Genomic DNA, 26397 nt, shown 5'->3' on the forward strand with positions numbered 1-26397 from the left:
GCTTTCCTCCCCTAGGACACGAACCGGACGGCGCCCGCCAGGACGACGAGCACGAGGGTCAGGGGGATGAGGTACTTCCAGGCGACGGACATGATCTGGTCGTACCTGTAGCGGGGGATCGTCGCCCGGACCCAGATGAACACCCAGAGAAGGAAGATGATCTTCAGGACGTACCAGAGGGCGTTGGGGGCGCCGATGACCGGCAGCTTGGCGGCGAACTGGTGGAGGCCGAAGGGCAGCAGGTAGGGGCCGCCCAGGAAGAAGGCCCCGGCCAGGCAGGACACGACCACCATGTTGATGTACTCGGCCAGGTAGAAGAACCCGAACCGCATGCCGGAGTACTCGGTGTGGAACCCGGCCACGAGCTCGTTCTCGGCCTCGGGCATGTCGAAGGGCACGCGGTTGGTCTCGGCGAAGCCGCAGGTGAGGTAGACCAGGAACCCGACGGCCATCAGGGGGATGGCCAGGGGGGAGCTCTCCACCGCGAGGACGCGGGTGAGCGTGCCGAAGTTGAGGGTGCCGGCCAGGACCACCGGGGCCAGCAGGCTCAGGGTGAGGGGCACTTCGTAGCTGACGATCTGGGCGCCGCTGCGGAGGCCGCCCAGGAGCGGGTACTTGGAGTTGGACGCCCAGGCGCCGAGCACGATCCCGTAGACGCCCACGGAGGCGATGCCCAGGATGAAGAGCAGGCCCACGTTCATGTCGGTCATGGCCCCGTTGAAAGGCAGGCCGCCCACGATGGGGAACCACTTCGGCATGATGAAGAGCGCGCCGGGGGCGAAGCTGATCGCGCCGAAGACGACCACGGCGGCGATCATGGAAAGGCAGGGGGCGGCCAGGAAGATGGCGCGGTCGGCCTTGGAGGGGACCACGTCCTCCTTGAGGAACATCTTGGCGATGTCGCCGACGAGCATCGGCAGGCCCCGCCAGTAGGAGAGGATGGGCACCTTGCCGGCGCGCCACATCCACTTGTTGAGGAAGCCGGTGAGGCCGACCCGGTGGCCCGCGATGCGGGTGGCGCCGAGGCGGTCCTGGGCGTGCCCGATCACCTTGCGCTCCGCGTAGATGGTCATGGGGACCACCACGAAGATGAAGATGACCGCGGCGACGGCCTGGAGGATGGCCATGACGCAGGTCTGGAGGAGGGTCATCTGGACGGGTGCGTTCATCGGTCGATCTCTCCCAGGACCACGTCGAGGGTCCCGATGGTGGCGATGACGTCGGCGACCAGGCTGCCCTCGATCATCTTGGGCAGGGCCTGGAGGTTGACGAATCCGGGGGCCCGCACGTGGAAGCGGTAGGGGTTGAGGCCCCCCTTCTCGCCCACCAGGTAGTAGCCCAGCTCGCCCTTGGGAGCCTCGGTCGGATGGTAGACCTCGTTGACCTCGGCCCGGAGGACCTTGGGCAGCTTGGCCATGACGGGGCCCTCGGGCATGCCGTCGATGCACTGCTGGATGATCCGGGCGCTCTGGCGCATCTCCTCAAGACGGACGAGATATCGCGCGTAGGTGTCCGCCTCGGGCCGGGTGGGGATGGAGAAGTCCATCTCCGAGTAGGCCGCGTAGGGGTGCGCCTTCCGGATGTCGTACTCGACGCCGGCCGCGCGGAGCACGGGACCGGTGACGCCCATGGCGATGGCGTCCTCGGCCTTGAGGATGCCGACGCCGATGGTCCGCTTCTTCCAGATGCGGTTCTCGGTGAGCATGGTCTCGTACTCGTTCATGGCGTCCGGGAAGATCGCCAGGAAGTCGCGGACCATCTTCTCGAAGCCCGGAGGCATGTCCTCCCGGAGGCCGCCGATGCGGAAGGCCGTCGTCGTCAGGCGCGAACCGCAGAAGGCCTCGTTGATGTCGAGGATCCGCTCACGCTCGCGGAAGGTGTAGAGGAAGACCGTCATGGCGCCGATGTCGAGCCCGTGGGTGGCCAGCCAGATCAGGTGGGAGGCCAGGCGGTTGAACTCGTTGAGCATCGTCCGGACGTAGCGCGCCTTGCGGGGCACCGTGATGCCGAAGAGCTTCTCGACGGCCTCGGCCCAGCCCAGGTTGTTGGCCACGGCGGAGCAGTAGTCCATGCGGTCCGTCCACACCTGGCCCTGGAAGAAGGTCTTGTTCTCGCAGATCTTCTCCACGCCGCGGTGCAGGTAGCCGATGCAGGGCCGGCAGGAGGTGATGACCTCGCCGTCCAGCTTCAGCTTGAGTCGCAGCACCCCGTGGGTGGAGGGGTGCTGCGGCCCCATGTTTATTTCCATCTCCTCGTTCTTGAACACAAGGAACTCCTATTCGGCTTTGGGGGGATGGAGGTTGATGCCCATGTTGCCGGCCTTCTCCATCGCGATGCGCATGAGCACGCCGCTCCGGTCCTCGCGGAAGTCGATGTCCCGCATGCCCAGGCCGGGCACGGGGTACTCCTTCCGGAGCGGATGCCCCTCCCAGTCCTCGGGGCAGAGGATCCGCGTCATGTCCGGGTGCTCCTGGAAGCGGATGCCCAGCATGTCGAAGATCTCCCGCTCCAGCCAGTTCGCGCCCGGATAGACCGGCACCGCGCTCATCGGCTCGAACCCTTCCGGGATGAGGATGCGCAGGCGGAGGCGCTTGGCCCGGCGGAGGCTGGTCAGGTGGTAGACCACCGAGAAGGCCCAGCCCTGGGCCGCCGGATAGTGGGTGGCGGTCTCGTCGGCCAGCATCTCGTAGCGGAGGGCCGGGTCGGCCTTCACGACTTCCAGGGCCTCCCGGATCGCGTCCGGAGCCACCTGGCAGGTGAGCTCGCACCCCTGCTGGAAGACCTCCTGCACCTTGTCGCCCAGCAGCTCCTTCAGCCGGAGGAGGTCGGGATCGGTGGCCTCCTGGGGGGCGGGGTACTTCAGGTCGTTGGCGTCGGCCTTGGGCGCGGGGCGAACGGGCGCCTTGGGGGCGTCCTTGCCCTCGGCCTCGGCCTTGGCCTTGGCGGTCTCGTAGTCGGCCAGGGCTTTCTGCCACTTGGCCTCCTCGGCGGCGGCCGCGGCGGCCTGCTCCTCCAGGTAGGTCCGGAGGCTGGGCAGGGGCACGGTCTTCGGCATCACCACCTGCCGGTTCGGCGCGGCCTTGAGGTCGTAGACGTAGGGACCGGCGGCCTCGGGGGCGGCGGGGGCCTCGGCGGCCACCGGCGCGGGCGCAGGGGCCGGAGCGGGCGTCGGAACGGGCGCAGCGGCGACAGGCGCAGGGGCCGGCGCGGGCGCAGCGGCGACGGGCGCAGGGGCCGGCGCGGGCGCAGCGGCGACGGGCGCAGGGGCCGGCGCGGGCGTCGGCTCAGGGGCCGGAGCGGGCGCGGCGGCGACGGGCGCGGGCGGCTCAGCGACGGGCGCGGGGGCCTCGGCGGCCACCTGCTCGAACTTGATGACATTGACGGGGCATCCGCCGGCGGCGGCGACGATGCCCGCTTCCAGGCTCGTGCGCACATCCACCTTGAGGGCGGCCTTCTCGACCCGGTTCTCGGTCACCTTGCCGTCCTCGCGGACGGCCGCGTTGATCACGCAGGTGTCGTCGGTGACCTTGAACACGTCCGCGCACTCCGCCTCGCAGGCGTTGCAGACGATGCAACCTTCTTCGATCCAGACCTTGATGATCGCCATGGCTAGCCCACCGCCTCGAAGATTTCCTTGTAGCGGTCAGCCATGCTGCTCGCCATGATCTTGTCCTGCAGCTTCATGAACCCGTAGAGCAGTCCCTCGGGACGGGGCGGGCACCCGGGGATGTACACGTCCACGGGCACGACCTTGTCCACGCCCTGGATGGTGTGATAGCTGTCGAAGGGCCCGCCCGCGGTGGCGCAGGACCCCATGGCGATCACCCACTTGGGCTCGGGCATCTGGTCGTAGAGCTGCTTGATGATGGGGGCCATCTTGTAGGTGACCGTGCCGGCCACGATCATGAGGTCCGCCTGGCGGGGGCTGGCCCGGAAGATGCCGCACCCGAACCGGTCGAAGTCGAAGCGGGCCGCGCCGGCGGCCATCATCTCGATGGCGCAGCAGGCCAGGCCGAAGGTCATGGGCCACACGCTGGTGGCCCGGGACCAGTTGATGACCTTCTCAACCTTGGTGGTGATGAGGATGTTCTCCAGGGCCGAGGGCTGATTCATTCCCATGTGAGGGCTCCTTTGGACCAGATGTAGCCGTAGCCGAACAGGAGGAGGAACAGGAAGATGCCCATCTCGACCAGGCCGAAGATGGCGAGTTCCTTCATCTGGATGGCCCAGGGCATGAGGAAGACCGTCTCCACGTCGAAGACGAGGAACATCACGGCCACCAGGTAGTAGCGCACCGAGAACTTCTCGCGCGCCTCCGTCGTCACGCGGAGGCCGCACTCATACGTCGAGTACTTGGTCGCGTTCGGCACGTGGGGCCTGACCAGTCTGGATATGGACAGGATCACGATCGGCAGGGCGACGGCGACCAGTATGAGCAACAAGACTGGAACATAACTGCGCATGGATCCTCCCGGAGGGGACGGGGTTGGATAACCCATTGTGGTCTGCGCCTTCAAAGGCGGTCAACGAGGGATCCCTCGGGCTTTTGGCCGATAAGACCTTTTGAACCACTGAGGAAACCGCCACACTATATATCTATGGTATCCCCAACCGACCCCCAAGCCGACCCTGGATTTTCGCTCTCCGCGTCCGAAATCAAATCCGCCCTCGCGGCCGAGGAATTATCCAAGACCGATTCACGCCCGGCGCCCCTCTACCCCACCCTCGACCTGACCCGGGAGGTGGTGGACTTCGCCCTCTTCCAGGCGATCCCCCTCGATCTGATGCTCAAGCACCGGTTCGTGCCCGTACATGAGCGGGACGGTCACCTTTGGCTGGCCATGGCCGATCCCCTGGACGTCGTCGCCCAGGACGTGCTCCGGATGCACCTCAAGCGCCCCCTCCGGTTCGCCGCAGCCCCCTATGCCCAGATCCAGGTGGTCCTCAAGAAGTCGGAGAGTGGGCAGAAAGTGCTCGAGGAGGCCGGGGAGGCCCTGCGGGTCCAGGTGCTCCGGGAGGAGGACATCGACGAGGACGTCCTGGACCTGGAGAACCTCACGGACAAGGATGAAGCACCCATCATCCGCCTCGTGGACACCACCATCTTCAACGCCCTCCAGCGCCGGGCCTCCGACATCCACCTGGAGACCACGTCCACGGGCTTCCAGATCAAGTACCGCATCGACGGGAGCCTCTACGCCGCCGCCGAGCCCATCGACCGGCGCTTCGCCTCCCCCATCATCAGCCGCATCAAGGTCATGTCCGAGCTGGACATCGCCGAGAAGCGGAAGCCCCAGGACGGCCGGTTCAAGCTCAAGGTGCGGGGCCGGGCCATCGACTTCCGCGTCAGCATCATGCCCACCATCCACGGGGAGGACTCGGTCATCCGCATCCTGGACAAGGAGAACCTGTCGGAGGAGTTCCGCAGCCTCTCCCTGGACATCCTGGGGTTCAGCGAACGGGAGCTGACCCGCCTGCGCCGTTTCGCCCGGGAGCCCTACGGCATGTTCCTGGTCACCGGCCCCACCGGCAGCGGCAAGACCACCACCCTCTACGCAGTGCTCAGCGAGATCAAGAGCCCCGAGGACAAGCTCATCACCATCGAGGACCCCGTCGAATACCAGCTCGAGGGCGTCACCCAGATCCCCGTGAACGAGAAGAAGGGCCTCACCTTCGCCGTGGGCCTCCGGTCCATCCTCCGGCACGATCCCGACAAGATCCTCGTGGGCGAGATCCGCGACCCGGAGACCGCCCAGATCGCCATCCAGTCCGCCCTCACGGGCCACCTGGTCTTCACCACGGTGCACGCCAACCACACCCTGGACGTCCTGAGCCGCTTCCAGCACATGGGCGTCGAGGTCTACAACTTCGTCTCGGCCCTGAACTGCATCCTGGCCCAGCGCCTGGTCCGGACCCTCTGCCCCAAGTGCAAGCGGCAGGTCGCCGCCCCCGGCGCCGCCGAGCTCCAGGAGAACGGCCTCACCCCCGAATGGGCCCGGGACGCCACCTTCTACGAGAAGGTCGGCTGCGTGGACTGCAACGGCACCGGGTTCCGGGGCCGGCAGGCCATCATCGAGTTCATGGGCCTCAACGACGACCTCCGGGAGCTCATCACCCGACGGGCGAGCGTCCGCGAGATCAAGGCCGCCGCCCGTTCCTTCGGCATGCAGAGCCTCCGGGAGAGCGCCGTGGAGAAGGTCCGCCTGGGCCTGACCACCTTCGCCGAGATCAACAAGGTGACCTTCCGGGAGAGCGAGTAGGCGCCCCGGACCCTCCCCTTTCATACGAGCCATTCCGTTCCTTCCGTCCCCGGAAGGGCGCAGACTCGCGCCACCCCGCGCGACGTCCGCGCCCCACTCCCGGAAGGTCCCATGCTCCGATGGCTCGCCCCATTCCTCCTCGCCACCCTCCTTCCCGCCCAGGCCCTGGCCTGGGGCAGCCTCGGCCACCGCATCGTGGCCGTGGCGGCCGCCCATGACCTCCCCCCCGGCCCCGCGGCGTGGTTCAACGGGGCCGAGGCGGACCTGACCGCCCACGCCATGGACCCCGACCACTGGAAGGGCCGGGATCACCTGGAGGGCCCCCGCCACTACCTGGACTGCGAGCTCTACGGCGGCCCCGCCTCGGTCCCCCGCGATCCCGCGGTGGCCCGGGCCCGGCTCGGCCCCGAGGCCTTCCTCCTGGCCGGGCAGGTGCCCTGGGTCGTCCTGGAGCGCGTGGACCGGCTCGCCCAGGCCTTCCGCGCCGGGGACGCCGGCGCGGTGCGGGTCGAGGCGGCCCGCCTCTCCCATTACGTGGGGGACCTGAGCGTGCCCCTCCACACCACCACGAACCACAACGGCGAGCTCTCGGGGCAGCACGGGATCCACCACCGCTGGGAATCGGGTCTGGTGGAGGACCTGGTGCGCAAGGGGGGCTGGCGCCCGCCGGTCCGGGCCATCCGGCGGCTGGACGATGTCCCCGGCGCCCCCTGGGCCTGGCTCGCCGACAGCCACGCCCTGGTTCCCGGCGTCCTCGCCGCCGACCTGGAGGCCGCGGGCCGGCCCGAGCCGGCCCCCACCTGGCGGAGCCACGCCTACTGGCAGGTCTTCCTGGATCTCCAGGGCCGCCAGGTGGAACGCCAGCTCGACGTCGCCGCCGTCCGCACCGCCCAGTTGATCCTCGAGGCCTGGCACCGGGCCGGTGAGCCCCCCGCCCCCGCTTCCCGCTGACGGGACGCTCTGCCATGGTGGAAGGAGGGCCCGGTGGCCCCGGGAACCGTCCATGCGCCTGCTGCCCGCCCTCCTCGCCCTGGCCCTCCTCCCCGCCCCGCCCCTCGCGGCCTGGGGCCGGAAGGGCCACCGCATCGTCGCCGCCCTGGCCCTCCAGGACCTGCCGGCTGGCCCTCGCGCCTGGTTCGAGGGCCAGGAAGCCTTCGTCGAAGCCCACAGCAGCGACCCCGACACCTGGAAGCACGATCCCCTGGAGGGGCCCCGGCACTTCCTGGAGATGGAGCGCTACGGGGACCACGTCCCCACCCTCGTCTCCGAAGCCCGGACCCAGCTGGGCCCCGCCGTCTTCCAGCGGGCCGGGCAGCTGCCCTGGGTGATCCAGGACCGGGTCAAGGACCTGGCCCAGGCCTTCCTCAAGGGGGACCGGACCCAGGTGGCCTTCCTCGCCTCGGTCCTGAGCCACTACGTGGGCGACCTCCACGTGCCCCTGCACACCGCCGAGAACTACGACGGCCAGCGCACCCGGCAGCGGGGGGTCCACAGCCGCTGGGAGACGGGCCTCGTCGACCGCCTCGCCGGGCCCGCCCCCGAGGTCCGCCCCGCCGAGCTGACCCGGAACCTGTACCAGGCCTGCTGGACCTGGCTCGAGGAGAGCCACGCCCTGGTGGACGGGGTCCTCCGGGACGACCGCCTCGCCGATCCCGGCGCCACCGGCAAGGCCGCCAAGCCCGAAACCTACTGGCTGGTCTTCGCCAAGACCCAGGGCCCCGTCGTCCGGGAGCAGCTCAGCCGAGCTGGCCAGCGAACGGCGCAACTCATCCTCCTGGCCTGGACCCTGGCCAAGTCCCCCGCGGCCCCGGCCGTGGAGGGCCCGGTCGCTCAAGCCGAACCGAAGCGCCCGGACTGAAGGGCCCCGGGCGGCCCCGACAGAACGGCGCCCCGCAGGGCGCCGTTCTGCCGTCAGGAGCTGGACGCGATCAGCCCTTCACCCACCTCAGCACCGGCTTGCGGGCGGCGGTGGTCTCGTCCAGGCGCCGCATGGGGGCGCGGACGGGGGCCTGGTGGAGGGCCTCCGGGTTCTCGGCGGCCTCCCGGGCGATGTCCTTCATGGCGTCGATGAAGGCGTCGAGCTCGTCCTTGCCCTCGCTCTCGGTGGGCTCGATCATCAGCGCGCCGTGGACGATGGCGGGGAAGTAGATCGTCGGCGGATGGAAGCCGCGGTCGATGAGCCCCTTGGCCACGTCCAGGGTGTGGATGTCGTGCTGGGCGAGGTCGTGGTCGTCGAAGATCACCTCGTGCAAGGTGGGGGTCTGGTACTCCAGGTGGTAGGTCCCCTCCAGCTGCTTGCGGATGTAGTTGGCGTTCACGATGGCGCGCAGGGTGGCCTCGCGGAGGCCGTCCCCGCCGTGGCTCAGGCAGTAGGTCAGGGCCCGGACCAGGATGCCGAAGTTGCCGAAGAAGGTGTGCACCTTGCCCATGCTGCTGGGACGGTCCCAGTCCAGGCGGTAGGTGTGCCGGGCCACCTGGCCTTCGCCGACCCGCTGCGTCTCCCGGACCACGACGGGCCGGGGGAGGAAGGGCTCGAGGGCCTTGGTGCAGGCCACGGGGCCCGATCCGGGGCCGCCGCCCCCGTGGGGGGTGCTGAAGGTCTTGTGGAGGTTGAGGTGCATGACGTCGACGCCGAAATCGCCGGGCCGGGCCACGCCCACCAGGGCGTTCATGTTGGCGCCGTCCATGTAGACGAGGCCGCCGACGCCGTGGATCACCTCGGCGATGTCCTTGATGCGGTATTCGAAGACGCCCAGGGTGTTGGGGTTGGTGATCATGAGCCCGGCGATCTCGTCGCCCAGCTCCCGGGCCAGGGTCAGGAGGCCCTTCCGGACCTTGCCGGCGGCGTCGGTGACGTCCTCGAAGCTGACGGTCCCGTCGGCCTGGCTCGCGATCTCCAGCACCTCGTAGCCCGCCATGGCGGCCGTCGCGGGGTTGGTGCCGTGGGCGCTGTCGGGGATCAGGATGACCCGGCGCTTGCTGCCGTGGGCCACGTGGTAGGCGCGGATGAGCATGACGCCGGTGAGCTCGCCGGCGGCGCCGGCGCTGGGCTGCAGCGTGACGGCATCCAGGCCCGTGATCTCCTTCAGCCACTCCTGGAGGGTGTGGATGAGGGCCAGGTTGCCCTGGACGTGCTCCGCGGGGGCCATCGGATGGGAGTCCGTGAAGCCCGGCAGGCCGGAGGTCTTCTCGTTGAGCCTGGGGTTGTGCTTCATGGTGCAGGAGCCCAGGGGGTAGAGCCCGTCGTCGACGCCGTAGTTCCACTTGGAAAGGCGGGTGAAGTGGCGGATGACATCGACCTCGGAGACGCTGGGCATGGCGTCGAAGCCCTTGCGGCGCAGCTTCTCGGGGCGGGTGTCCTTGGCCTCGGGCACGTCGAGGCGGGGCAGGTCCATGCCGACCTTGCCGGGCACGGAACGCTCGAAGATGAGGGATTCGCGGTTTCGGGGAGTCATGGCAGTCCTTATCCGACCACGCTGGGCACGCGGGCCAGCACTTCCACGAGGTGCTCGATCTGCTCGCGGGTGTTGAGTTCGGTGGCGCACCACAGGATGTGGTTCTTCAGGGAGGGGGCGTAGGGCGTGAGGTCGAGGCCGGGGAGGATGCCCTCCTTCGCGCAGGACGCCAGCAGCGCCTTCATGTCGCCCTTGTATTCGGTGACGAACTCGTTGAAGAAGGGGGCGCCGAAGGGCGCGGCGAAGTCCGGCAGCTCCAGGAGGCGCGCCCGCAGGAACTGGGCCTTCGCGGCGTTCCGGGCGGCGAGGCCCGCCAGGCCCTCGGGGCCCGCCAGCTGCAGGTAGATGTTGGCGCGCAGGGCCACGAGGCCCTGGTTGGAGCAGATGTTGGACGTGGCCTTGTCGCGGCGGATGTGCTGCTCGCGGGCCGTCAGGGTCAGCACGTAGCCCGTGGTCCCGTCCAGGTCCCTGGTCTGGCCGACCACGCGGCCCGGGATCTCGCGCTTGTGGGCGTCCTTGACCGTGAGGAAGCCGAGGAAGGGCCCGCCGAAGCTGGGCCGGTTCCCGAAGGACATCGCCTCGCCGCAGGCCATGTCGGCCCCGGCGCGGCCGGGGGCCTCGAACCAGCCGAGGCTCAGGGCCTCCTGGGTGACGGAGACCACGAAGGCCCCGCAGGTCTTGGCGGCCTCGGAGATGGCCGGCAGGTCCTCCACGCAGCCGAGGAAGTTGGGGTAGCCCACCAGCACCGCGGCCACGTCGCCGTCCAGCTTGGCCCGGAGGTCGTCCATGTCGGTGACGCCGTCCTTGAGGTCGACGACCACGAGCTTGAGGCCCTCGTGGGGGGTGATGTTCGTGCAGAGCACTTCCAGGTAGTGGGGGTGGAGCCCCTGGCTCACGAGGATGGTGTTCCGCTTCTTCTGGAGGCGCACGGCCATGAGCGCGGCCTCGACGCAGGCGGTGCCGCCGTCGTAGAGGCTGGCGTTGCCCACTTCCAGGCCCGTGAGATCGCACATCAGCGTCTGGTACTCGAAGATGTGCTGCAGGGTGCCCTGGCTGATCTCGGGCTGGTAGGGCGTGTAGGCGGTGAACCACTCCTGGCGGCTGATCATCTGGTCCACCGCCGCGGGCACGAAGTGATCGTAGGCGCCGGCGCCCAGGAACCGGGCCTTGAAGGGGGTGTTGAGGTCCGCCAGGCCCTGCACCTGGGCCAGGACCTCCTGTTCGGACAGGCAGGCGGGAAGGTTCAGGTCCCGGTGCAGACGGAGGGATTCGGGAATCCCCGACAGGAGGTCTTCCGCGCGCTGGACGCCGATGGCGTCGAGCAGGGCGCGATCCTCCGAAGGGGCCGTTGGCAGGTAGCGCATAGGGCAGCCTCGAAAAAGGGTGGAAGCGGCGAACAGGCCTTCTCGGGAAAGGGTAACACCCCGCACGGGCCGTCCAGGCGTGCCAAGGCGCCGACCCCGGCGGGGTGTGACGGTTTGCACCCACAGTTGGATGAATGGGGTTTCTCCTTCAGAATCATGGGGTTCGGAGGTTCCATGCGCCTGCTGCCCGCCCTTGTCCTCGGCATCCCCCTGGCCGCCCAGGCCCTCCACCCCGCCCAGGAGCGGGCCGAGCGCTTCCTCCAGCTGGTCAATTCCGGCTACCAAGCCCTCACCTACGTCCAGCAGGAGGCCGCCTGGGCCGCCAGCACCGATGTGACCCCGGCCCACGACGCCGCCGCCGAGACGGCCGGCAAAGCGCTGGCCGCCTTCACCGGGAACCCGGCCCTGATCCGGGAGGCCAAGGAGCTCCTGGCCCACAAGCGCGAGCTCAAGGAGACCACCTGGCGCCAGCTGGAATGGGTGCTCCTGAACGCGGCGGAGGGCCCCATGACCCAGCCCGCCCTGACCCGGGACCGCATCGCGGCGGAGACCCTGCAGGCCAGCCTCCTGAACGGCTTCACCTGGAAGATGGATGGCAAGCCCCTCACCGCCAACGACATCGACGGCATCCTGGGCGCCAGCGCCAACCTGGCCGAACGCCAGAAGGTCTGGGAGGCCTCCAAGGAGAACGGGGCCATCCTCCGGGCCAACCTGCTCAAGCTGCGGGACCTGCGGAACGGGTGCGCCCGGGAGCTGGGCTACCCGGACTACTTCTCCCTGCAGACCGCCAAGCACGGCATGACCCGCCAGGAGATGGTGGACCTCCACCGGGCCTTCCTGAAGGAGCTGCGCCCCCTCTACCTGCAGCTCCACACCTGGGTGAAGTACGAGATGGCCCGGAAGTTCGGGCAGCCCGTGCCGAAGACCATCCCCGCCCACTGGATCAACAACCGCTGGAGCCAGAACTGGACCGGCTTCGTCGACGGCGTGGACTTCGACCCCTTCTTCAAGGGCTGGACCCCGGAGCGGATCGTCCAGACCGCGGAGGCCTTCTACACCGGCCTGGGCTTCCCCAAGCTCCCGGCCACCTTCTGGGCCAAGTCCGACCTCTACCCCGTCCCCAAGGGCTCCGACCGCAAGAAGAACAGCCACGCCTCCTGCTGGCACCTGGACCTGGGCACCGACGTGCGCAGCCTCATGAGCGTCGAGCCCAACATGGAGTGGTTCAGCACCACCCACCACGAGCTCGGCCACGGCTACTACTTCATCAGCTACACCCAGCCCGGCGTCCCCCCCCTCCTCCGCACCAGCGCCAACCCCTCCTTCCATGAGGGCATCGGCGAGCTGGTGGCCCTCGCCACCCGCCAGATCCCCTACCTCAAGAGCACCGGCGTCCTCCCCCAGGACTACAAGGCGGACGAGATGAAGATCCTCCTCAACGACGCCCTGGAGGTGGCCATCCCCTTCATGTTCTGGTCCTCGGGCGTCATGACCGAGTGGGAGGCCGAATTCTACGGCGGCGGCATGCCCGCAGACCAGCTCAACGCCCGCTGGTGGGCCCTGGTGAAGGAAAAGCAGGGGGTGGAGCCCCCCTCCCCCCGGGGCGAGCAGTGGTGCGACGCCGCCACGAAGACCCACATCGACGACACCCCGGCCTACTACTACAACTACGCCATGGCCACGGTCTTCAAGTTCCAGATGCACGACTACATCTGCCGCCGCATCCTCCACCAGGACGTCCACGCCGCCAACTACGCCAACCGCAAGGATGTGGGCGCGTTCCTCAAGGCCTTCATGGAGAAGGGCGCCACCGTGGACTGGCGCAGGCTCCTGAAGGAGACCACGGGCGAGGACCTGTCGACCCGGGCCATGGCCGAGTACTTCAAGCCCCTCACCGCCTGGCTGGAAGCCCAGAACAAGGGCCGGCAGATCGGCTGGGACTAGGCCTGGCGGTCTGCCCTAGGCGTAGAGGTCCAGCCCCCGGCCCCGGACGGACTGACCCGTCGGCTCCGCGTACGGGCCGGCGGCCGAGGTCCCTGGGCGGGACGCGGCGGCGCCCGCGTCCTGGGGGGCGCCCCCCGCCTTCGTTCCCTGGGCCTTGTCCCCGCCGCCCATCGCCTGGGTGGCGGCTTCTGCAGCCGCCTGGGCGGCCATGCTAGCAGCCTGGGCAGCGACCGCCCGGTCCTGCCCGGAGGGATCGGCGGGCGCCAGGGCCGCGGCCTCGATGCGCAGGGCCTTCGTGACGGTCGCGGCCGGGTTCCCCTTCACCGGGCTGGTGTCGATGGAAACCTCGCCCCCCACCGCGTAGCTCTGGCCGTCCGGCCCCCGCTGGTAGGCGTAGCTGGCCCCGCCGGTGACGATGCCGGCCCCGGCGGCCATGTGGGCCTGCTCGTGGGCCTTGACCTCCGTGTCCCGGGCCTTGAGCTGGGCCACCTGGGCCTTGGCCTCGGGGGACAGCTCCACCGTGTCCCCGGTGGCCGGAGCGCGCCCCTGCCCCGCCCCGGCGCCCGTCCCAGCCTGGGCGCCCGTCCCGGCCTGGGTGCCCGTCCCCGCCTGGGCGCCCGGACCCGCAGGGGTGGACCCCGCGAGGGCGGCCCCCGCGAGGGCGGCCCCCGCGAGGGCGGACCCCGCCTGGCGGGTGGGATCCACCACGCCGGTCAGGGGGGAGAGGGCATTCACGGCGTCGGCCATGGCAATTCATTATCGGCCGGATCCGCCTGGTCGATGAGCCCTTTCGGGGCCCGCACGTTCCACGTGGAACAGCGGCCCGGCCCGCTTTGGGTTACCCTGGAGGCATGCGGTGTCCCTTCTGCGGCCATAATGAGGACAAAGTGGTGGATTCGCGCGAATCCCGGGAGGGGGACGCCATCCGTCGCCGGCGCGAATGCCTCGCCTGCGGGCGGCGTTTCACCAGCTATGAGCGCCTGGAGGAGTTGCCCATCCTCATCGTGAAGAAGGACGGGCGCCGCGAGGCCTTCGACCCCGCCAAGCTCATGCGGGGCCTCACCGCCGCCTGCCAGAAGCGCCCGGTGCCCCTGGCCCGCCTGGAGGAGGTCGCCGGGGACATCCAGGCCCGCCTCATGGAACTGCCCGACCGGGAAATCCCCAGCCGCCAGCTGGGGGAACTGGTGATGGACGCCCTCAAGGGGCTGGATTCCGTCGCCTACGTGCGCTTCGCGAGCGTCTACCGCGAATTCAAGGACCTGCCCGACTTCGTGAGGGCCCTGGAGGGCCTCATGGGCAGCGCCGGCGCCCAGCCGGCGCCTCCGCCGCCCCCGGCCCCCCGGACCCCGAAGACGGCCCCGCCCGCGGCCCCCGCCCCGCCCCCCCTCGTGAAGCGGCAGCCCGCCCCCCCCAAGACCACCGAAGGCCCCTCCTTCGCGACGCCCCTCTTCGAGGGGGTGGAGCCCGAGGACCCCGGGGTTCCCAGGCGTCGCAAATCCCGTTGATCCAACGTCATCGGCTAGACTGTGCAGCAGAGGTATTCCGTGGCTGAAGAAATCCAGGCCCCCCAGGTCATCGACGAATCCCCGAAGATCCCCGACGTCCTTCCCGTGCTCCCCCTCCGGGACGTGGTGGTCTACCCCTACGTGATCCTCCCCCTCTCCGTGAGCCGGGAGAAATCGCTCAAGGCCGTGGACACCGCCCTGGTCGAGAACCGCATGATCCTGCTCCTGAGCCAGCGGCAGGTGGAGATGGACGATCCGGGTCCCGAGGACCTCTACAAGGTCGGCACCGCCGCCCTCATCATGCGCGTCCTGAAGCTGCCCGACGGCCGCGTCCGGGCCCTGGTGCAGGGCCTGCAGCGGGTGCGGGTGGAGTACTTCACCGAGACGGCCACCCAGTTCAAGGCCAAGGTGGAGATCATGGCCGAGGCCGAGGTCGTGGAGCGGAACATCGAGATCGACGCCCTCATGCGGTCCGTGAAGCAGACCCTGGAAAAGGCCGTCGCCCTCGGCAAGAACCTCCCCCAGGAGGTCCTGGTCATCGCGGCCAACCTGGACAGCCCCGCCCGGCTGGCCGACATGGTGGCTTCCAACCTGGATCTCAAGCCGCCCCAGATGCAGGAAGTGCTGGAGATCGCCAACCCCGTCCAGCGCCTCAAGCGGGTCAACGAGCTCCTCATGCGGGAGATCGACCTGCTGGAGGTCCAGCAGAAGATCACCATGGAAGCCCGCGGCGAGATGGACAAGAGCCAGCGGGAGTACTACCTCCGCCAGCAGCTCAAGGCCATCCAGCAGGAGCTGGGCGAGGGTTCGGAACTGGCCGAGGAGATCCAGGCCTTCCGCGACAAGATCGCCAAGATGAAGGTGCCCGAGGAGCCCCTCACCGAGATCGACCGCAACCTCAAGAAGCTCGAGCGGATGCACCCCGATTCCAGCGAGACCGCGGTCACCCGCACCTACCTGGAGTGGATGACGGAGATGCCCTGGGGCACCCGGACCGAGGACAACCTGGACCTCAAGGAGGCCAAGCGCGTGCTCGACGAGGACCACTTCGGCCTCGACAAGATCAAGGACCGGCTCGTGGAGTACCTCGCCGTCCGCAAGCTGAACCCCGAGCACAAGGGGACCATCCTCTGCTTCGTGGGCCCTCCGGGGACGGGCAAGACCTCCCTGGGCCGCAGCGTCGCGCGGGCCCTGGGCCGGAAGTTCAGCCGCATCTCCCTGGGCGGCGTGCACGACGAGAGCGAGATCCGGGGCCACCGCCGCACCTACGTGGGCGCCATGCCGGGCCGCATCATCCAGGCCCTGCACCAGGTCAAGTCCATGAATCCGGTCATCATGCTGGACGAGGTGGACAAGATCGGCCGCGACATGCGCGGGGATCCCTCCGCCGCCCTCCTCGAGGTGCTGGATCCGGAGCAGAACCACACGTTCCGCGACCACTACATGAACGTGCCCATCGATCTGTCCGAGGTGCTCTTCCTCACCAACGCCAACGAGCTGGACCCCATCCAGCCCGCCTTCCGGGACCGCATGGAGATCATCCACCTCTCCAGCTACACCCTGGAGGAGAAGGTGGGGATCGCCGAGCGCCACCTCATCCCCCGCCAGCTCCAGAAGAACGGCATCACCGAGAAGCAGCTCTCCTTCACCCAGAAGGGCCTCCAGGCCATCGTCACGGGCTACACCCGGGAATCGGGGCTCCGCCAGCTGGAGCGGGAGATCGGCAGCGTCTGCCGCAAGGTGGCCCGCCGCGTGGCCGAGGGCGAGCAGGCCGGACGGATGGTCCTCAGTGAGAAGAACGTCCACGAGCTCCTGGGCCCCGTGAAGATCCTCCAGGACGAGCGCCTCAAGGCGCCCCGGGTCGGCGTCGTCACCGGCCTCGCCTGGACCTCCACCGGGGGCGACGTGCTCTTCGTCGAGGCCCTGAAGATGCCCGGCAAGGGCGGCCTGACCCTGACCGGCCAGCTGGGCGACGTCATGAAGGAGAGCGCCCAGGCGGCCCTCTCGTACATCCGCAGCCGGGGCGAAGCCTTTGAGATTGATGCGGAAGTATTCCAGAAAAACGACTTGCACATCCACTTCCCCGAAGGGGCCATCCCCAAGGACGGCCCCAGCGCGGGCCTGGCCATCGCCACCGTCCTCCTGTCGGTCCTCAAGGGCGTGCCCATCAAGAACACGTTCGCCATGACCGGGGAGATCGACCTGCGGGGCGAGGCCCTGGCCATCGGCGGCCTGAAGGAGAAGTCCCTGGCCGCCCTCCGCATGGGCGTCCGGGAGATCATCATCCCCTTCGCCAACCAGAAGGACCTGGAGGAGATCGCCCCCGAGGTGCGCAAGAAGCTCCGCTTCCACCCCGTCAAGCACGTGGAGGAGGTCTTCGAGATGGTCCTGGAGGGGTGGGTCCGGCCCGGGTCGGCCCGCAAGCCCCGCGCCAGGCGGACCCAGGCCTAGGCTGTTCCACGTGGAACGGACGCCCCCCGCGAGGTGAAGGTGAGTCTTTTCGGCAACCTGTTCAATAAGTTCAAGCAGGGCCTCCAGCGCACCCAGGAGCTCGTGCTGGCCCCCATGGGCCGGCTCCTGGGCCTCCGCCGCCTGGACGAGGCCCAGCTGGAGGAGCTGGAGGACCTGCTCCTCCAGGCCGACCTGGGCGTCCACGGGGTGCAGCGCCTCATGGATCGCCTCCGGTTCGAGATGAAGCGTTCCAGCGAGATCGACCCCAAGGCCCTGCTCAAGGACGAGCTCCTCAAGATCATCCACCAGGTCCCCGCCCGCCCCCTGGAGGCCTCCGGCACCCAGGTCTGCCTGCTGGTGGGCGTGAATGGCGTCGGCAAGACCACGACCCTCGGCAAGCTGGCGGCCCACCTCAAGGCCCGGGGCGAAGAGGTCCTCGTGGTGGCCGGCGACACCTTCCGGGCCGCCGCCATCGATCAGTTGGAGCTGTGGGGGGAGCGGGCCGGGGTGCCCGTCATCCGCAACCAGATGGGCGGCGATCCCGCGGCCATCGCCTTCGACGGCGCCACCTCCGCCAAGGCCAAGGGCACCCCCTGGGTCCTCATCGACACGGCCGGGCGCCTCCACACCAAGGACAACCTCATGCGGGAGCTGGACAAGATCCGCCGCTCCCTCCAGAAGGTCATCCCCGACGCCCCCCACCGGGTCCTCCTGGTGCTGGACGCCACCACGGGCCAGAACGGCCTCGTCCAGGCGGAAGCGTTCAAGCAGGCCGCTGGCGTCACCGACCTCATCCTCACCAAGCTGGACGGCAGCGCCAAGGGCGGCGTGGCCGTGGCCATCCTGGAGCGCATGAAGCTCCCCATCGCCTTCGTGGGCGTGGGAGAGCAGGTGGACGACCTGATCCCCTTCGATCCCGAGACCTTCGTGGACGGGCTGCTCGATGTCTGAGACGGACCGGCCCCTGGACAGCACGCTGGCCTGGGAGCTGGCCTGCGGGGGCCCCTACCCCACCCCCGAAGCCACCCAGGGTGACGAGCACTTCATGGCCCTGGCCCTGCGGGAGGCCATGCGCGGGGTGGGCCTCAGCAGCCCCAATCCACCGGTGGGCTGTGTGCTCGTCCTGGACGGCGAGGTCATCGGCCGGGGCGTCCACACCCGGGCCGGGGATCCCCACGGGGAGATCATGGCCCTCCGGGACGCCGACCTGCGCGACCAGGACCCCCGGGGCGCCACCGCCTACGTGACCCTGGAGCCCTGCTGCCACCACGGCCGCACCCCGCCCTGCACCGACGCCCTCATCCGGGCCGGCATCCGCCGGGTGGTGATCGGGGTCCAGGATCCCAATCCGCGGGTGGACGGCGGGGGCATGGCCATCCTCCGGTCCCACGGGGTGGAGGTCCAGGCGGGCGTGCTCGGCGAGGCCTGCGCCCGGTTCCACGCCCCCTTCTTCAAGGCCATCCGCACCGGCCTGCCCTGGGTCCTCCTGAAGCTGGCCCTGGGCGCCGACGGCGCCCTCGGACCCGAGGGCCAGACGACCCAGGTGACCGCGCCCGAGATCCAGGCCCTCGCCCACGCCCTGCGCCGGGCCACCGAAGCCCTCGTGGTCGGCCGCTGGACCGTCGAAGTGGACGATCCCCGGCTCACCGACCGCTGGCCGGGCCCGACCCTGCCCCACCGCTCCGCCCTCCGGGTCGTCCTGGACAGCCATGGGCGCCTGCCCAATACCCGGAAGGTCTGGCTCCCCGTCCCCGGCCAGCCCGTGCTCAGGGCCCTCGTGGAGGACCGCCCCCCCATCCGCGGCGTGGAGGACCTCCACCTGCCCCCGGGCCCCGGCGGCTGCAGCCTCCGCCACCTGCTCTTCGAACTGGCCGCGCGGGGCGTCGGCCGCGTCCTCTTCGAAGGGGGCGGCATGCTGGCCCGCCAGCTCCTCCAGGAGGGCCTGGTGGACGAGTTCCACCGCTTCCAGTCGACGACCCCGGCCCACGGCCCCCGGGTGGACCTGGACATGAGCCGCCTGCCGGCGCACCGCAGCCGCACGCCCTTCCCCGGCGGCGTCTGGGACGTGTTCGCGGCGTCCTAGCGGACCGCCCTCAACCGCCCCCCACGAGCCGGACGACTTCCAGGCGGTCCTCGGCCTGGAGGCCGCGCTGGGGCCACTCGGCCTTGCGGATGACCTGGCCGTTCAATTCGATGGCGCTCCCGAAGTCGGGCAGGCCCATCCACCGGGCGAGGTCGGCGACCGTGCCCAGCTCCGGCGCCTCCTGGGGCTGGCCGTTGATGATCAGGCGCATGCGGGCCCCTACCGCGCCAGGCCAGCGGCCTGGAAGCCCGCTTCCAGATCGGCCTTGAGGTCGGCCTCGTCCTCGATGCCCACGGAGAACCGCAGGAGGCCGTCGGAGATGCCGAGGCGCGCCTTCACCTCCGGCGGGGTGCGCAGGTGGCTCATGCTCGCCGGGTGCTGGATGAGGCTCTCCACGCCGCCGAGGCTGACGGCCCGCGTGATGACGGACAGGGCCTCGCAGAACCGCTGGCCAGCCGCCAGACCTCCCGCCAACTCGAAGCTGAGCATGGCGCCGAAGCCGCCGGTCATCTGGCGCGCGGCCACCGCGTGCCCGGGGTGCTCCCGGTTGCCCGGGTAGTCCACCCGCACCACCTGGGACTGCCAGAGCAACCAGGCCGCCAGGGACTGGGCGTTGTCCGCCGCCCGGCGAACGCGGAGGCACAGGGTCTTGAGGCCCCGGTGAAGAAGCCAGGCGGAGAAGGGATCCACCGTCGGCCCGGTGATCTTGGTGGTGCCCCAGCAGGCGGCGATATCCGCTTCCGAGCCGGCGATGACGCCGGCCACCAGGTCCGAGTGGCCGCCCAGGTACTTGGTCGCGCTGGACACGCTGAGGTCGATGCCCAGTTCCACGGGCCGGGTGAAGATGGGCGTGGCGAAGGTGTTGTCGGCCACCGTCCGCACCCCCCGGCGCCGGCCCAGGTCGGCGACCATGGCCAGGTCGGTGATGCTGAGCGTGGGGTTGGAGGGGGTCTCCGCGAAGATCAGGCGGGTCCCGTCGGTGACCGCGGCCTCCCATTCCGCCGCGTCCAGGGTGTTCTGGACCCAGGTGATGCGCAGGCCCTTCTGGGTCTCCCAGCGGCGCAGCAGCTGCTCGGTGCCCAGGTAGATGGCAGCCGGGGCCACCACGTGGTCCCCCGGCTTGAGGAAGGTCTCGAAGACCGTCGCGAAGGCGCTCATGCCGCTGCTGGTGATGAGGGCCCGCTCGGCCTTCTCCAGGGAGGCCACCACGGCCTGGACCTCGCTGAAGTTGGGGTTGCCCCACCGGGTGTAGAACTGGGGCGGCTCCACGGCGGCGGCGAACTCCGCCCCCTCCGCGTTCTCCTTCAGTTCGAAGACGGAGGTCTGGAAGATGGGGGTCGTCACCGACCGGGTTCCATTGTGCTTCCGTCCCGCGTGGATCGCGGTCGTGCTGAGGCCCCACTCATGCGGATCCATGCCCGTCCTCCCCGGGCCCGTCCTTGGGCCGCGCGCAGGGGCCATGGTATCACCCCGCGCGGCCTTCCAGGTCAGCGGGCCAGGCGGAAGACGATGGAAAGGGCCGCCACGGCGACGAGGATGATGAAGACCAGGCGCCAGACGGTGGGCGGCGCATCGGCCGGATGTCCCGCCTGGGCGGCGGGGTCCTCCAGGGCCGCGCGGGTGAGTTCGTCCTCGTCGGCCTCCGGGGGCTCCGGATGGGGCGGGATGAGGCCGCCGCTGAGCTGGCCCATGACGACGGGCTTCCAGGCCTCCGGATCCCGGTTCGGCTGTTCCTGGTCAGGCGCCATGGCTGGCCTCCCCTTCCGCCAGGGCTTCGTCCAGGCAGGCGTTCACCAGGGCCGGATCGGCCTTGCCTCCGCCGGCCTTCATGACCTGGCCCACGAAGAAGCCCCGGAGGAGGGCCTTGCCCCCGCGGTACTCGGCCACCTGGGCGGGATGGGCGGCCAGCACGCCGTCCACCAGGGCGCGGATGGCCCCGGCGTCCCGCACCTGGCCCAGCCCCCGGGCGGCGACGATGGCCTGGGGGCTCCCCTCCCCCGCCAGGAGCGCGGGGAAGACCACCTCCCGGGCGGTCTTCAGGTTGAGGGTCCTGGCCTCCACCAGGCGGATGAGTTCGCCCAGGTGCTCCGGCGCCAGGCCCAGGGCCTCCAGGGGCAGGTTCCGGGCGTTGAGGACCCGGCTCACGTCCCCCAGCATCCAGTTCGCGGCCTGCTTCCCATTCCCCGAAGCGGCCGCCACCGCCTCGAAGCACGCGGCGAAGGCCGGCGACTGGAGCAGCATGCCGGCCTCGTAGGGGGTCAGCCCGTGCTCCCGGATGAAGCGCGCCTCCCGCGCCCAGGGCAGTTCGGGCAGCGCGGCGCGGGCGGCCGCCACCTCCGCGGGGGACACCTGGAGGGGCGGCAGGTCCGGTTCCGGGAAGGTGCGGTAGTCCTGGTGCTCCTCCTTGCTCCGCTGGGGCCGGGTCTCGCCCAGGTCCGCGTCCCACCCGCGGGTCTCCTGGCGGAAGGCGCCCCCCGCCTCCAGGATCCCGGTCTGGCGGTCCACCTCGAAGGCCAGGGCCTGGCGCACATGGCGGAAGGAATTGAGGTTCTTGATCTCCACCCGGGTGCCGAAGGGCGCCCCCGGCCTGCGGACGCTCACGTTCGCGTCGCAGCGGAAGGAGCCCTCCTCCAGGTTGCCGTCGCAGATGCCAAGGAAGACCACCAGCCGGTGGAGGGCCTTCAGGTAGTCGGAGGCCTCCTGGGCGCTCCGCAGGTCCGGCGCCCCCACGATCTCCAGGAGGGGGACCCCCGCGCGATTCAGGTCCACCCAGGTGAATCCCTTGGAGGCCCCGTGCAGGGACTTGCCCGCGTCCTCCTCCAGGTGGGCCCGGAGGATGCCCGCCCGCACCGGCCCCTCGGCCCCCCGCACCGCGGGATCGCCGGGCACGTCCAGGTGCCCGTCCTCCACGAGGGCCACGGGCCCCTGGGTGATCTGGTAGCCCTTCGGCAGGTCCGGGTAGAAGTACTGCTTCCGGTAGAAGGTGCTCCGGGGCTGGATCCGGGCGTCCAGGGCCAGGCCCAGGCGGAGGGCGGCCTGGACCGCCTCCCCGTTGAGGGTCGGCAGGGCGCCGGGCAACCCCAGGCACACGGGACAGGTTCGGCTGTTGGGCTCCCCCCCGTACCGGTTGGGGCACGGACAGAACATCTTGGACCGGGTCAGCAGCTGGACGTGGACTTCCAGGCCGATGACCGCTTCGTAGGCAACCACCATGGAGCGCTCCGGCCCCCAGTGTACCTGCTCAGACCCGGGGCGGCTCGACGTTGAACGCGGCCCCTCACTTGCCCAGGCAGAACCCGCTGAAGACCTGGTCCAGGGCCGTCTCGGCGCGATCCTCCCCCGTGAGGCGGGCCAGGAGGCTCCAGGCGCCCTGGAGGAGGGAGGCGGCGATCTCCGGGGGCGTGGCGGGGTCCAGGCCGGTCAGGAGGTCCGCCTGGGCGGCGAGCTCGTCCAGCAGCTCCCGCTGCCGCCGGGTGTCCAGGGCCCCCAGGCAGGCGTCGGGGGACCAGGCCCCCAGGAAGCGGGTCCGCAGGGCCTCCGCCAGGGCGGCCAGATCCCCGGTCGCGGCGCTGACGCAGGGGGCGCCGGGATCCGGCGCTCCGCCCAGGTCCGCCTGGGTGCGCACCCGCAGGACCTTGGCGGCGTAGGGGGCCAGGTGGGCCTCCACGGCCGGGTCGGGCGCCGCGTCGGCCAGGGGCACCAGGTGCAGGATCAGGTCGGCCCGGGCCAGCTCCTCCCCCACCCGGGCCACCCCGAGGCGCTCCACCGGATCCTGGCTCTCCCGGAGGCCCGCCGTATCGAGGAGGTGCAGGGGCAGGTCCGCCCACTGGGCGGCCACGTCGATCACATCCCGGGTGGTGCCCGGGTGCTCCGTCACGATGGCCCGGTCCTGCCCGGCCAGGGCGTTGAAGAGGGTGCTCTTCCCGGCGTTGGGGCGTCCGGCCAGCACCACCCGGATGCCGTCCCGGAGCCACCGGGCGGCGGCCGCCCGTTCCTGTTCCACGTGGAACACCCGCCGGAGGGGGTCCAGGTCCGCCGCCAGGGCGGTCAGGTCGAGGCCGATGCCCTCCTCCTCCCCGTAGTCGACGCAGGCCTCCGCCCGGGCCACCCAGGGCGCCAGGGCCGCCTTCGCCCGGGCCACCCAGGGGGGCGCGCCCCCACTCCGGGCCTGGGCCTGGCGCAGCTGGGCGTCCGTCGTGGCCCCCACCAGGTCCCGGAGGGCCTCGGCGCCCAGGAGGTCCACCTTGCCGTTCAGGAGGGCCCGGCGGGTGAACTCGCCCGGCTCCGCCCCCCGGATGCCCAGGGTGGCCAGGTGGTCGAGGAGCCGCCGAACGAGCAGCGGGTTGCCGTGGACCTGGAACTCCACCACGTCCTCCCCCGTGTAGCTGTGGGGGGCCGGGAAGTGGAGCACCAGGGCCCGCTCCCGGAACCCGTCCCAGGCCAGGGTGCGCACCTGGGCCATCCGAGGAGGCGGAAGGGCCACCATGGAGACCAAGCGCTCAGCCAAGCTATCGCCGGACAGGCGCACCACCGCCACGGCGGCGGGCACCAGGGGGGTGGCGGGGGCACAGATGGGTCCCGTCCGGGCCCCGGAGAGGTCAGGCACGGCGGCGACCCCTTCCCATGGCCCGGCCGGCCCTAGACGCGGCTGACCTTGAGGGCCTTGAACGTGCCGGTGCCTTCGCTCTCGGTCGTGAACCCGGGCTCGCGGGCCAGGACGAGGTGCACCCAGCGGCGCTCGCGGGGGCTCAGGGAGGCGAAGGTGTACGACCCCAGGCTCCGGGCCTTCTCGGCCGCGAACTGGGCCATGGCCACGATCTCCTTCATGCGGAAGAGGCGGAAGGACTGCACGTCCAGGTAGGCCTGGCGGTGCTCCTCGCGCTCGCCCTGGGCCTCGTGGACGAGGAACTGGAGGGCGTCCAGGGCCATGCCCTTGTTGGCCGCCAGCCAGTGGGCGTCGGGACCGTCGATCACGATGCGGTTGGGAAAGAGTTCCTCATCCCCGGAGGGAACGGTCGCCGTGGTCACCTGGAGGCCCAGGTGGGAGCACCACCGGCCCACCGCTTCGGGGACCTGGTCGAGGGACAGGGAGGCCTTGCGCATGCTTCCTCCGGGATCAGACCACGATCGGCTGGGGCTTGTAGCCGCGCATCACCAGCCAGGTCTGAAGAATGCCAATGAGGTTGAACATCAGGTAGTAGAGGCAGAGGCCCGAGGGGGTCGTGGCGAAGAAGAAGGTGAACATCACCGGCATCATCACCATCATCATCTTGCGCTGGGTCGGATCGCCCACGGAAGGGGTCATGGCCTGCTGCACGATCATGGAGACGCCCATCAGGATCGGAAGGACGTAGAAGGGGTCGTGGGCCGACAGGTCCTTCAGCCAGAAGGCGAAGGGCGCGTGCCGCAGCTCGAACACGGCGTTCAGCATGGACCACAGGGCGAAGAACACGGGCATCTGGAGGAGCATGGGGAGGCAGCCGCCCATGGGGTTGTGGCCGTTCTTCTTGTAGAAGGCCATCAGCTCCTTCTGCATCTCGGCCTTCTTGGCCATGTCGTTGCCGAACTTCTCGTACTTGGCCTGGAGGGCCTTCTGGTGGGGCTCCAGCTCCTTCATGCGCAGCATCTGCACCGTGGTCTTGGTGTTCAGGGGCCAGAGGACGCCGCGGATGAGGACGGTCAGCAGGATGATCGACCAGCCCCAGTTGGGCACCACCTGGTGGATGCCGCGGAGGATCATGAACAGGAGTTTGGCGACCAGGCCGAAGAAGCCGAAGTCCATGACCTGGACGAAGATCTTGCCGTCATCCTTGCGGCCGGGCAGATGGAAGGCGCTCAGTTCCTCGGCCTGCTTGGGGCCCAGGTAGAGGCGGGCGGAAGCGGTGCCGCCCGCGGGGGCGGACAGGAGGTAGCCCTTGGCCCCGTCCCGGACCGGGAGGGAGGCGGCATCCCAGATCGCCGCGAAGTACCAGCTGCGCTGGCCCTTGGAGCCGGCGTCGACGCCCGCGTCCAGGCCCACGCGGGTGGCGGCGGGGGGCAGGACCTTGCGCTTGGCGCCCAGGAAGCTGAAGAAGGGGTCCTTCAGCATGTCGCCCCAGGACACCGCGTGGATGTCCTTGGGTTCCAGGGTGAAGACGCGGCCCAGGTTGTGCACGGAGGCCTCGCCGTCCGGCATGGGCACCAGGTTGAGGGCCATGGCGCGGGGGCTCGTCCAGGCGACTTCGACCACATGGTCCTGGTCCGGCACCCGGTAGACGAGGCGGTCGCCTTCGGGCGACGTGAAGGTCACCACCTGGAAGCCGTTCTCGACCGTGACCGCGGGGTCGCCCTGGAACCGGGCCGCCACGGCGGCGCCGAGGCCGGGGAAGTCGTGGGCGACCTCCTTGCCCTCCTTGTCCCGGTGGGCCTCCGTGAAGAAGGCGGTGCCGTCGCTCCAGCGGGCCTGCACCAGCGCGCCGTCCTGCTTGCGCCAGGTGAGCTGGAGGACCGGGGTCTTCAGGGTGAACCGGGCGGCGGGATCCGCCGCGGGAGCCTGTCCGGCCGAAGCCTGGGGCGCGGTCGCGACGGGCGCGGCGGGAGCAGGCGCGGGAGCGCTCTCCTGGCGGACCACCGTCTGGGCCGGAGCCGGCTTGGTGGGATAGAGCGTGCTCATGGCGTAGTTGTAGCCCAGCAGCATGACGATGCTGGCGGCCACGAAGATCACCATATTCCGGTTGTTCATCGGGATTCCCAACGGGTCAGGGCCAGCGTGAGCTGGCCGACGATTTCCTGGTACGTGAACGGGCAGCCCCGGGCGGAACCGCGGGCCGGTCGGACCCACACAACGCCTGGACTGCCTTGGAGATGGGAATGCTGCCTGAGCACCTGGAGGAAGGCCATGCGTACGCGCCGACGGAAGCGGTTGCGCTGAACCGCCCGTCCCTGCTTGCGGGATGCGTTCACCAGCAGCAGAGGCTCGACGCCTCCGGCCAGACGCCACACGCGGATGTCCAGGGGCTGCTCCTTCCCCAGCAGGGGACGGGGCGGTATCTGGGGGACCGCGTGATCCTGGCGCCGCACGACCCGGTAGCGCCCGGCCACCCTCATCGCACTAGAGTGCGAGGACGTGACGGCCCTTGGCCCGGCGGCGCTTGAGCACCAGACGGCCATTCTTGGTCTTCATCCGGCTGAGGAAACCGTGCGTCTTGGCACGACGGCGGTTGTTGGGCTGGAAAGTGCGCTTCATGGTCCACCTCGGGGCCCAGGCCAATGGCAAGGGCGAACCTTCGAGGCTACCAGCAGATCATCTTTCCCTCAACCCCAAAGAGGAGAACCACCCTTCCGGGGTGGTGCTAA

General features: G+C 70.0%; 25 protein-coding genes. 8 read left to right on the plus strand and 17 right to left on the minus strand.

Going from position 1 to position 26397, the window contains the following annotated elements:
- Positions 1-11: 11 nt before the first annotated feature.
- Genes R2J75_RS19640 through R2J75_RS19660 form a run of 5 tightly spaced genes read right to left on the minus strand, consistent with a single transcriptional unit; the run spans position 12 to position 4439 of the window.
- Positions 12-1169 (minus strand): complex I subunit 1/NuoH family protein, encoded by a 1158-nt coding sequence (locus R2J75_RS19640; protein ID WP_243335208.1) that lies wholly within the window; start codon positions 1167-1169, stop codon positions 12-14.
- Entirely contained in the window at positions 1166-2236 is a 1071-nt protein-coding gene (locus R2J75_RS19645) for an NADH-quinone oxidoreductase subunit D (RefSeq protein WP_243347366.1), read from the minus strand. Before R2J75_RS19645 ends, R2J75_RS19640 begins: the two co-directional genes overlap by 4 nt.
- 39 nt (positions 2237-2275) lie before the next feature.
- Positions 2276-3607, minus strand: a complete 1332-nt coding sequence (locus tag R2J75_RS19650; RefSeq protein ID WP_316410832.1) for an NADH-quinone oxidoreductase subunit C — start codon at positions 3605-3607, stop codon at positions 2276-2278.
- A gap of 2 nt (positions 3608-3609) precedes the next feature.
- A complete protein-coding gene (locus R2J75_RS19655; protein WP_243335213.1) occupies positions 3610-4119 on the minus strand; it encodes an NADH-quinone oxidoreductase subunit B in 510 nt (169 codons plus the stop codon).
- Complete coding sequence (locus R2J75_RS19660; protein WP_316410833.1) at positions 4110-4439, minus strand: NADH-quinone oxidoreductase subunit A; 330 nt, start codon at positions 4437-4439, stop codon at positions 4110-4112. The genes R2J75_RS19655 and R2J75_RS19660 overlap by 10 nt, the downstream gene beginning before the upstream one ends.
- 159 nt (positions 4440-4598) lie before the next feature.
- On the opposite strand from R2J75_RS19660, the gene R2J75_RS19665 reads away from it, so the two are divergent.
- From R2J75_RS19665 to R2J75_RS19675, 3 genes are all read left to right on the plus strand, one after another.
- Positions 4599-6260 (plus strand): GspE/PulE family protein, encoded by a 1662-nt coding sequence (locus R2J75_RS19665; protein WP_279342227.1) that lies wholly within the window; start codon positions 4599-4601, stop codon positions 6258-6260.
- A 111-nt stretch (positions 6261-6371) separates the two neighbouring features.
- Positions 6372-7211 (plus strand): S1/P1 nuclease, encoded by an 840-nt coding sequence (locus R2J75_RS19670; protein WP_316410834.1) that lies wholly within the window; start codon positions 6372-6374, stop codon positions 7209-7211.
- Positions 7212-7263: 52 nt separating this feature from the next.
- A complete protein-coding gene (locus R2J75_RS19675) occupies positions 7264-8118 on the plus strand; it encodes a S1/P1 nuclease (RefSeq protein WP_243335221.1) in 855 nt (284 codons plus the stop codon).
- Positions 8119-8188: 70 nt separating this feature from the next.
- Here R2J75_RS19675 and gcvPB read toward each other — a convergent pair whose 3' ends face one another.
- Positions 8189-9715 (minus strand): aminomethyl-transferring glycine dehydrogenase subunit GcvPB, encoded by a 1527-nt coding sequence (gene gcvPB, locus R2J75_RS19680; protein WP_243335223.1) that lies wholly within the window; start codon positions 9713-9715, stop codon positions 8189-8191.
- An 8-nt stretch (positions 9716-9723) separates the two neighbouring features.
- Complete coding sequence (gene gcvPA / locus R2J75_RS19685; protein ID WP_243335225.1) at positions 9724-11079, minus strand: aminomethyl-transferring glycine dehydrogenase subunit GcvPA; 1356 nt, start codon at positions 11077-11079, stop codon at positions 9724-9726.
- 174 nt (positions 11080-11253) lie between these two features.
- Between gcvPA and R2J75_RS19690 the strand changes: the two genes are divergently transcribed.
- Complete coding sequence (locus tag R2J75_RS19690; RefSeq protein WP_243335227.1) at positions 11254-13023, plus strand: M2 family metallopeptidase; 1770 nt, start codon at positions 11254-11256, stop codon at positions 13021-13023.
- A gap of 15 nt (positions 13024-13038) precedes the next feature.
- On the opposite strand, the gene R2J75_RS19695 is transcribed toward R2J75_RS19690, so the two are convergent.
- Entirely contained in the window at positions 13039-13770 is a 732-nt protein-coding gene (locus tag R2J75_RS19695) for a putative metalloprotease CJM1_0395 family protein (RefSeq protein ID WP_316410835.1), read from the minus strand.
- Between the two features lie 104 nt (positions 13771-13874).
- Here R2J75_RS19695 and nrdR point away from each other — a divergent pair, with 104 nt between their 5' ends.
- The 4 genes from nrdR to ribD are packed head-to-tail and all read left to right on the plus strand — an operon-like array spanning position 13875 to position 19062.
- Positions 13875-14528, plus strand: a complete 654-nt coding sequence (nrdR, locus tag R2J75_RS19700) for a transcriptional regulator NrdR (RefSeq protein WP_316410836.1) — start codon at positions 13875-13877, stop codon at positions 14526-14528.
- 39 nt (positions 14529-14567) lie between these two features.
- Positions 14568-16979: an endopeptidase La gene (lon, locus tag R2J75_RS19705; RefSeq protein ID WP_243332375.1), complete on the plus strand. Its 2412-nt coding sequence runs from the start codon at positions 14568-14570 to the stop codon at positions 16977-16979.
- Between the two features lie 39 nt (positions 16980-17018).
- Positions 17019-17930: a signal recognition particle-docking protein FtsY gene (gene ftsY / locus R2J75_RS19710; RefSeq protein ID WP_243332373.1), complete on the plus strand. Its 912-nt coding sequence runs from the start codon at positions 17019-17021 to the stop codon at positions 17928-17930.
- Positions 17923-19062 (plus strand): bifunctional diaminohydroxyphosphoribosylaminopyrimidine deaminase/5-amino-6-(5-phosphoribosylamino)uracil reductase RibD, encoded by a 1140-nt coding sequence (ribD, locus tag R2J75_RS19715; protein ID WP_316410837.1) that lies wholly within the window; start codon positions 17923-17925, stop codon positions 19060-19062. The genes ftsY and ribD overlap by 8 nt, the downstream gene beginning before the upstream one ends.
- A gap of 10 nt (positions 19063-19072) precedes the next feature.
- Here the strand turns inward: ribD and thiS are convergent, their stop codons facing one another.
- From thiS to rpmH, 9 genes are all read right to left on the minus strand, one after another.
- On the minus strand, positions 19073-19273 hold the full coding sequence (gene thiS, locus R2J75_RS19720) for a sulfur carrier protein ThiS (RefSeq protein ID WP_243332369.1): 201 nt from the start codon (positions 19271-19273) through the stop codon (positions 19073-19075).
- A gap of 8 nt (positions 19274-19281) precedes the next feature.
- A complete protein-coding gene (locus R2J75_RS19725; protein WP_243332367.1) occupies positions 19282-20478 on the minus strand; it encodes a trans-sulfuration enzyme family protein in 1197 nt (398 codons plus the stop codon).
- 71 nt (positions 20479-20549) lie between these two features.
- Complete coding sequence (locus tag R2J75_RS19730; protein WP_243332365.1) at positions 20550-20810, minus strand: hypothetical protein; 261 nt, start codon at positions 20808-20810, stop codon at positions 20550-20552.
- The gene (gatB, locus tag R2J75_RS19735; RefSeq protein WP_316410840.1) at positions 20800-22275 is read right to left on the minus strand and encodes an Asp-tRNA(Asn)/Glu-tRNA(Gln) amidotransferase subunit GatB; all 1476 of its coding nucleotides are present in this window, start codon (positions 22273-22275) and stop codon (positions 20800-20802) included. The genes R2J75_RS19730 and gatB overlap by 11 nt, the downstream gene beginning before the upstream one ends.
- 64 nt (positions 22276-22339) lie before the next feature.
- Positions 22340-23668 carry a tRNA modification GTPase gene (locus tag R2J75_RS19740; RefSeq protein WP_308220525.1) on the minus strand — a complete coding sequence of 443 codons (1329 nt, stop codon included), beginning with the start codon at positions 23666-23668 and terminating at the stop codon, positions 22340-22342.
- Between the two features lie 32 nt (positions 23669-23700).
- Positions 23701-24165, minus strand: a complete 465-nt coding sequence (locus tag R2J75_RS19745; RefSeq protein ID WP_243332361.1) for a R3H domain-containing nucleic acid-binding protein — start codon at positions 24163-24165, stop codon at positions 23701-23703.
- Positions 24166-24178: 13 nt separating this feature from the next.
- A complete protein-coding gene (yidC, locus tag R2J75_RS19750; protein WP_316410841.1) occupies positions 24179-25783 on the minus strand; it encodes a membrane protein insertase YidC in 1605 nt (534 codons plus the stop codon).
- Positions 25780-26211 carry a ribonuclease P protein component gene (locus R2J75_RS20035; RefSeq protein ID WP_394365866.1) on the minus strand — a complete coding sequence of 144 codons (432 nt, stop codon included), beginning with the start codon at positions 26209-26211 and terminating at the stop codon, positions 25780-25782. The genes yidC and R2J75_RS20035 overlap by 4 nt, the downstream gene beginning before the upstream one ends.
- Positions 26153-26287, minus strand: coding sequence for a 50S ribosomal protein L34 (gene rpmH, locus R2J75_RS19755; protein ID WP_005035876.1), 135 nt, complete (start codon positions 26285-26287; stop codon positions 26153-26155). The genes R2J75_RS20035 and rpmH overlap by 59 nt, the downstream gene beginning before the upstream one ends.
- Between the last annotated feature and the right edge of the window lie 110 nt (positions 26288-26397).

Source organism: Mesoterricola sediminis, from assembly GCF_030295425.1.
Lineage (GTDB): Bacteria > Acidobacteriota > Holophagae > Holophagales > Holophagaceae > Mesoterricola > Mesoterricola sediminis.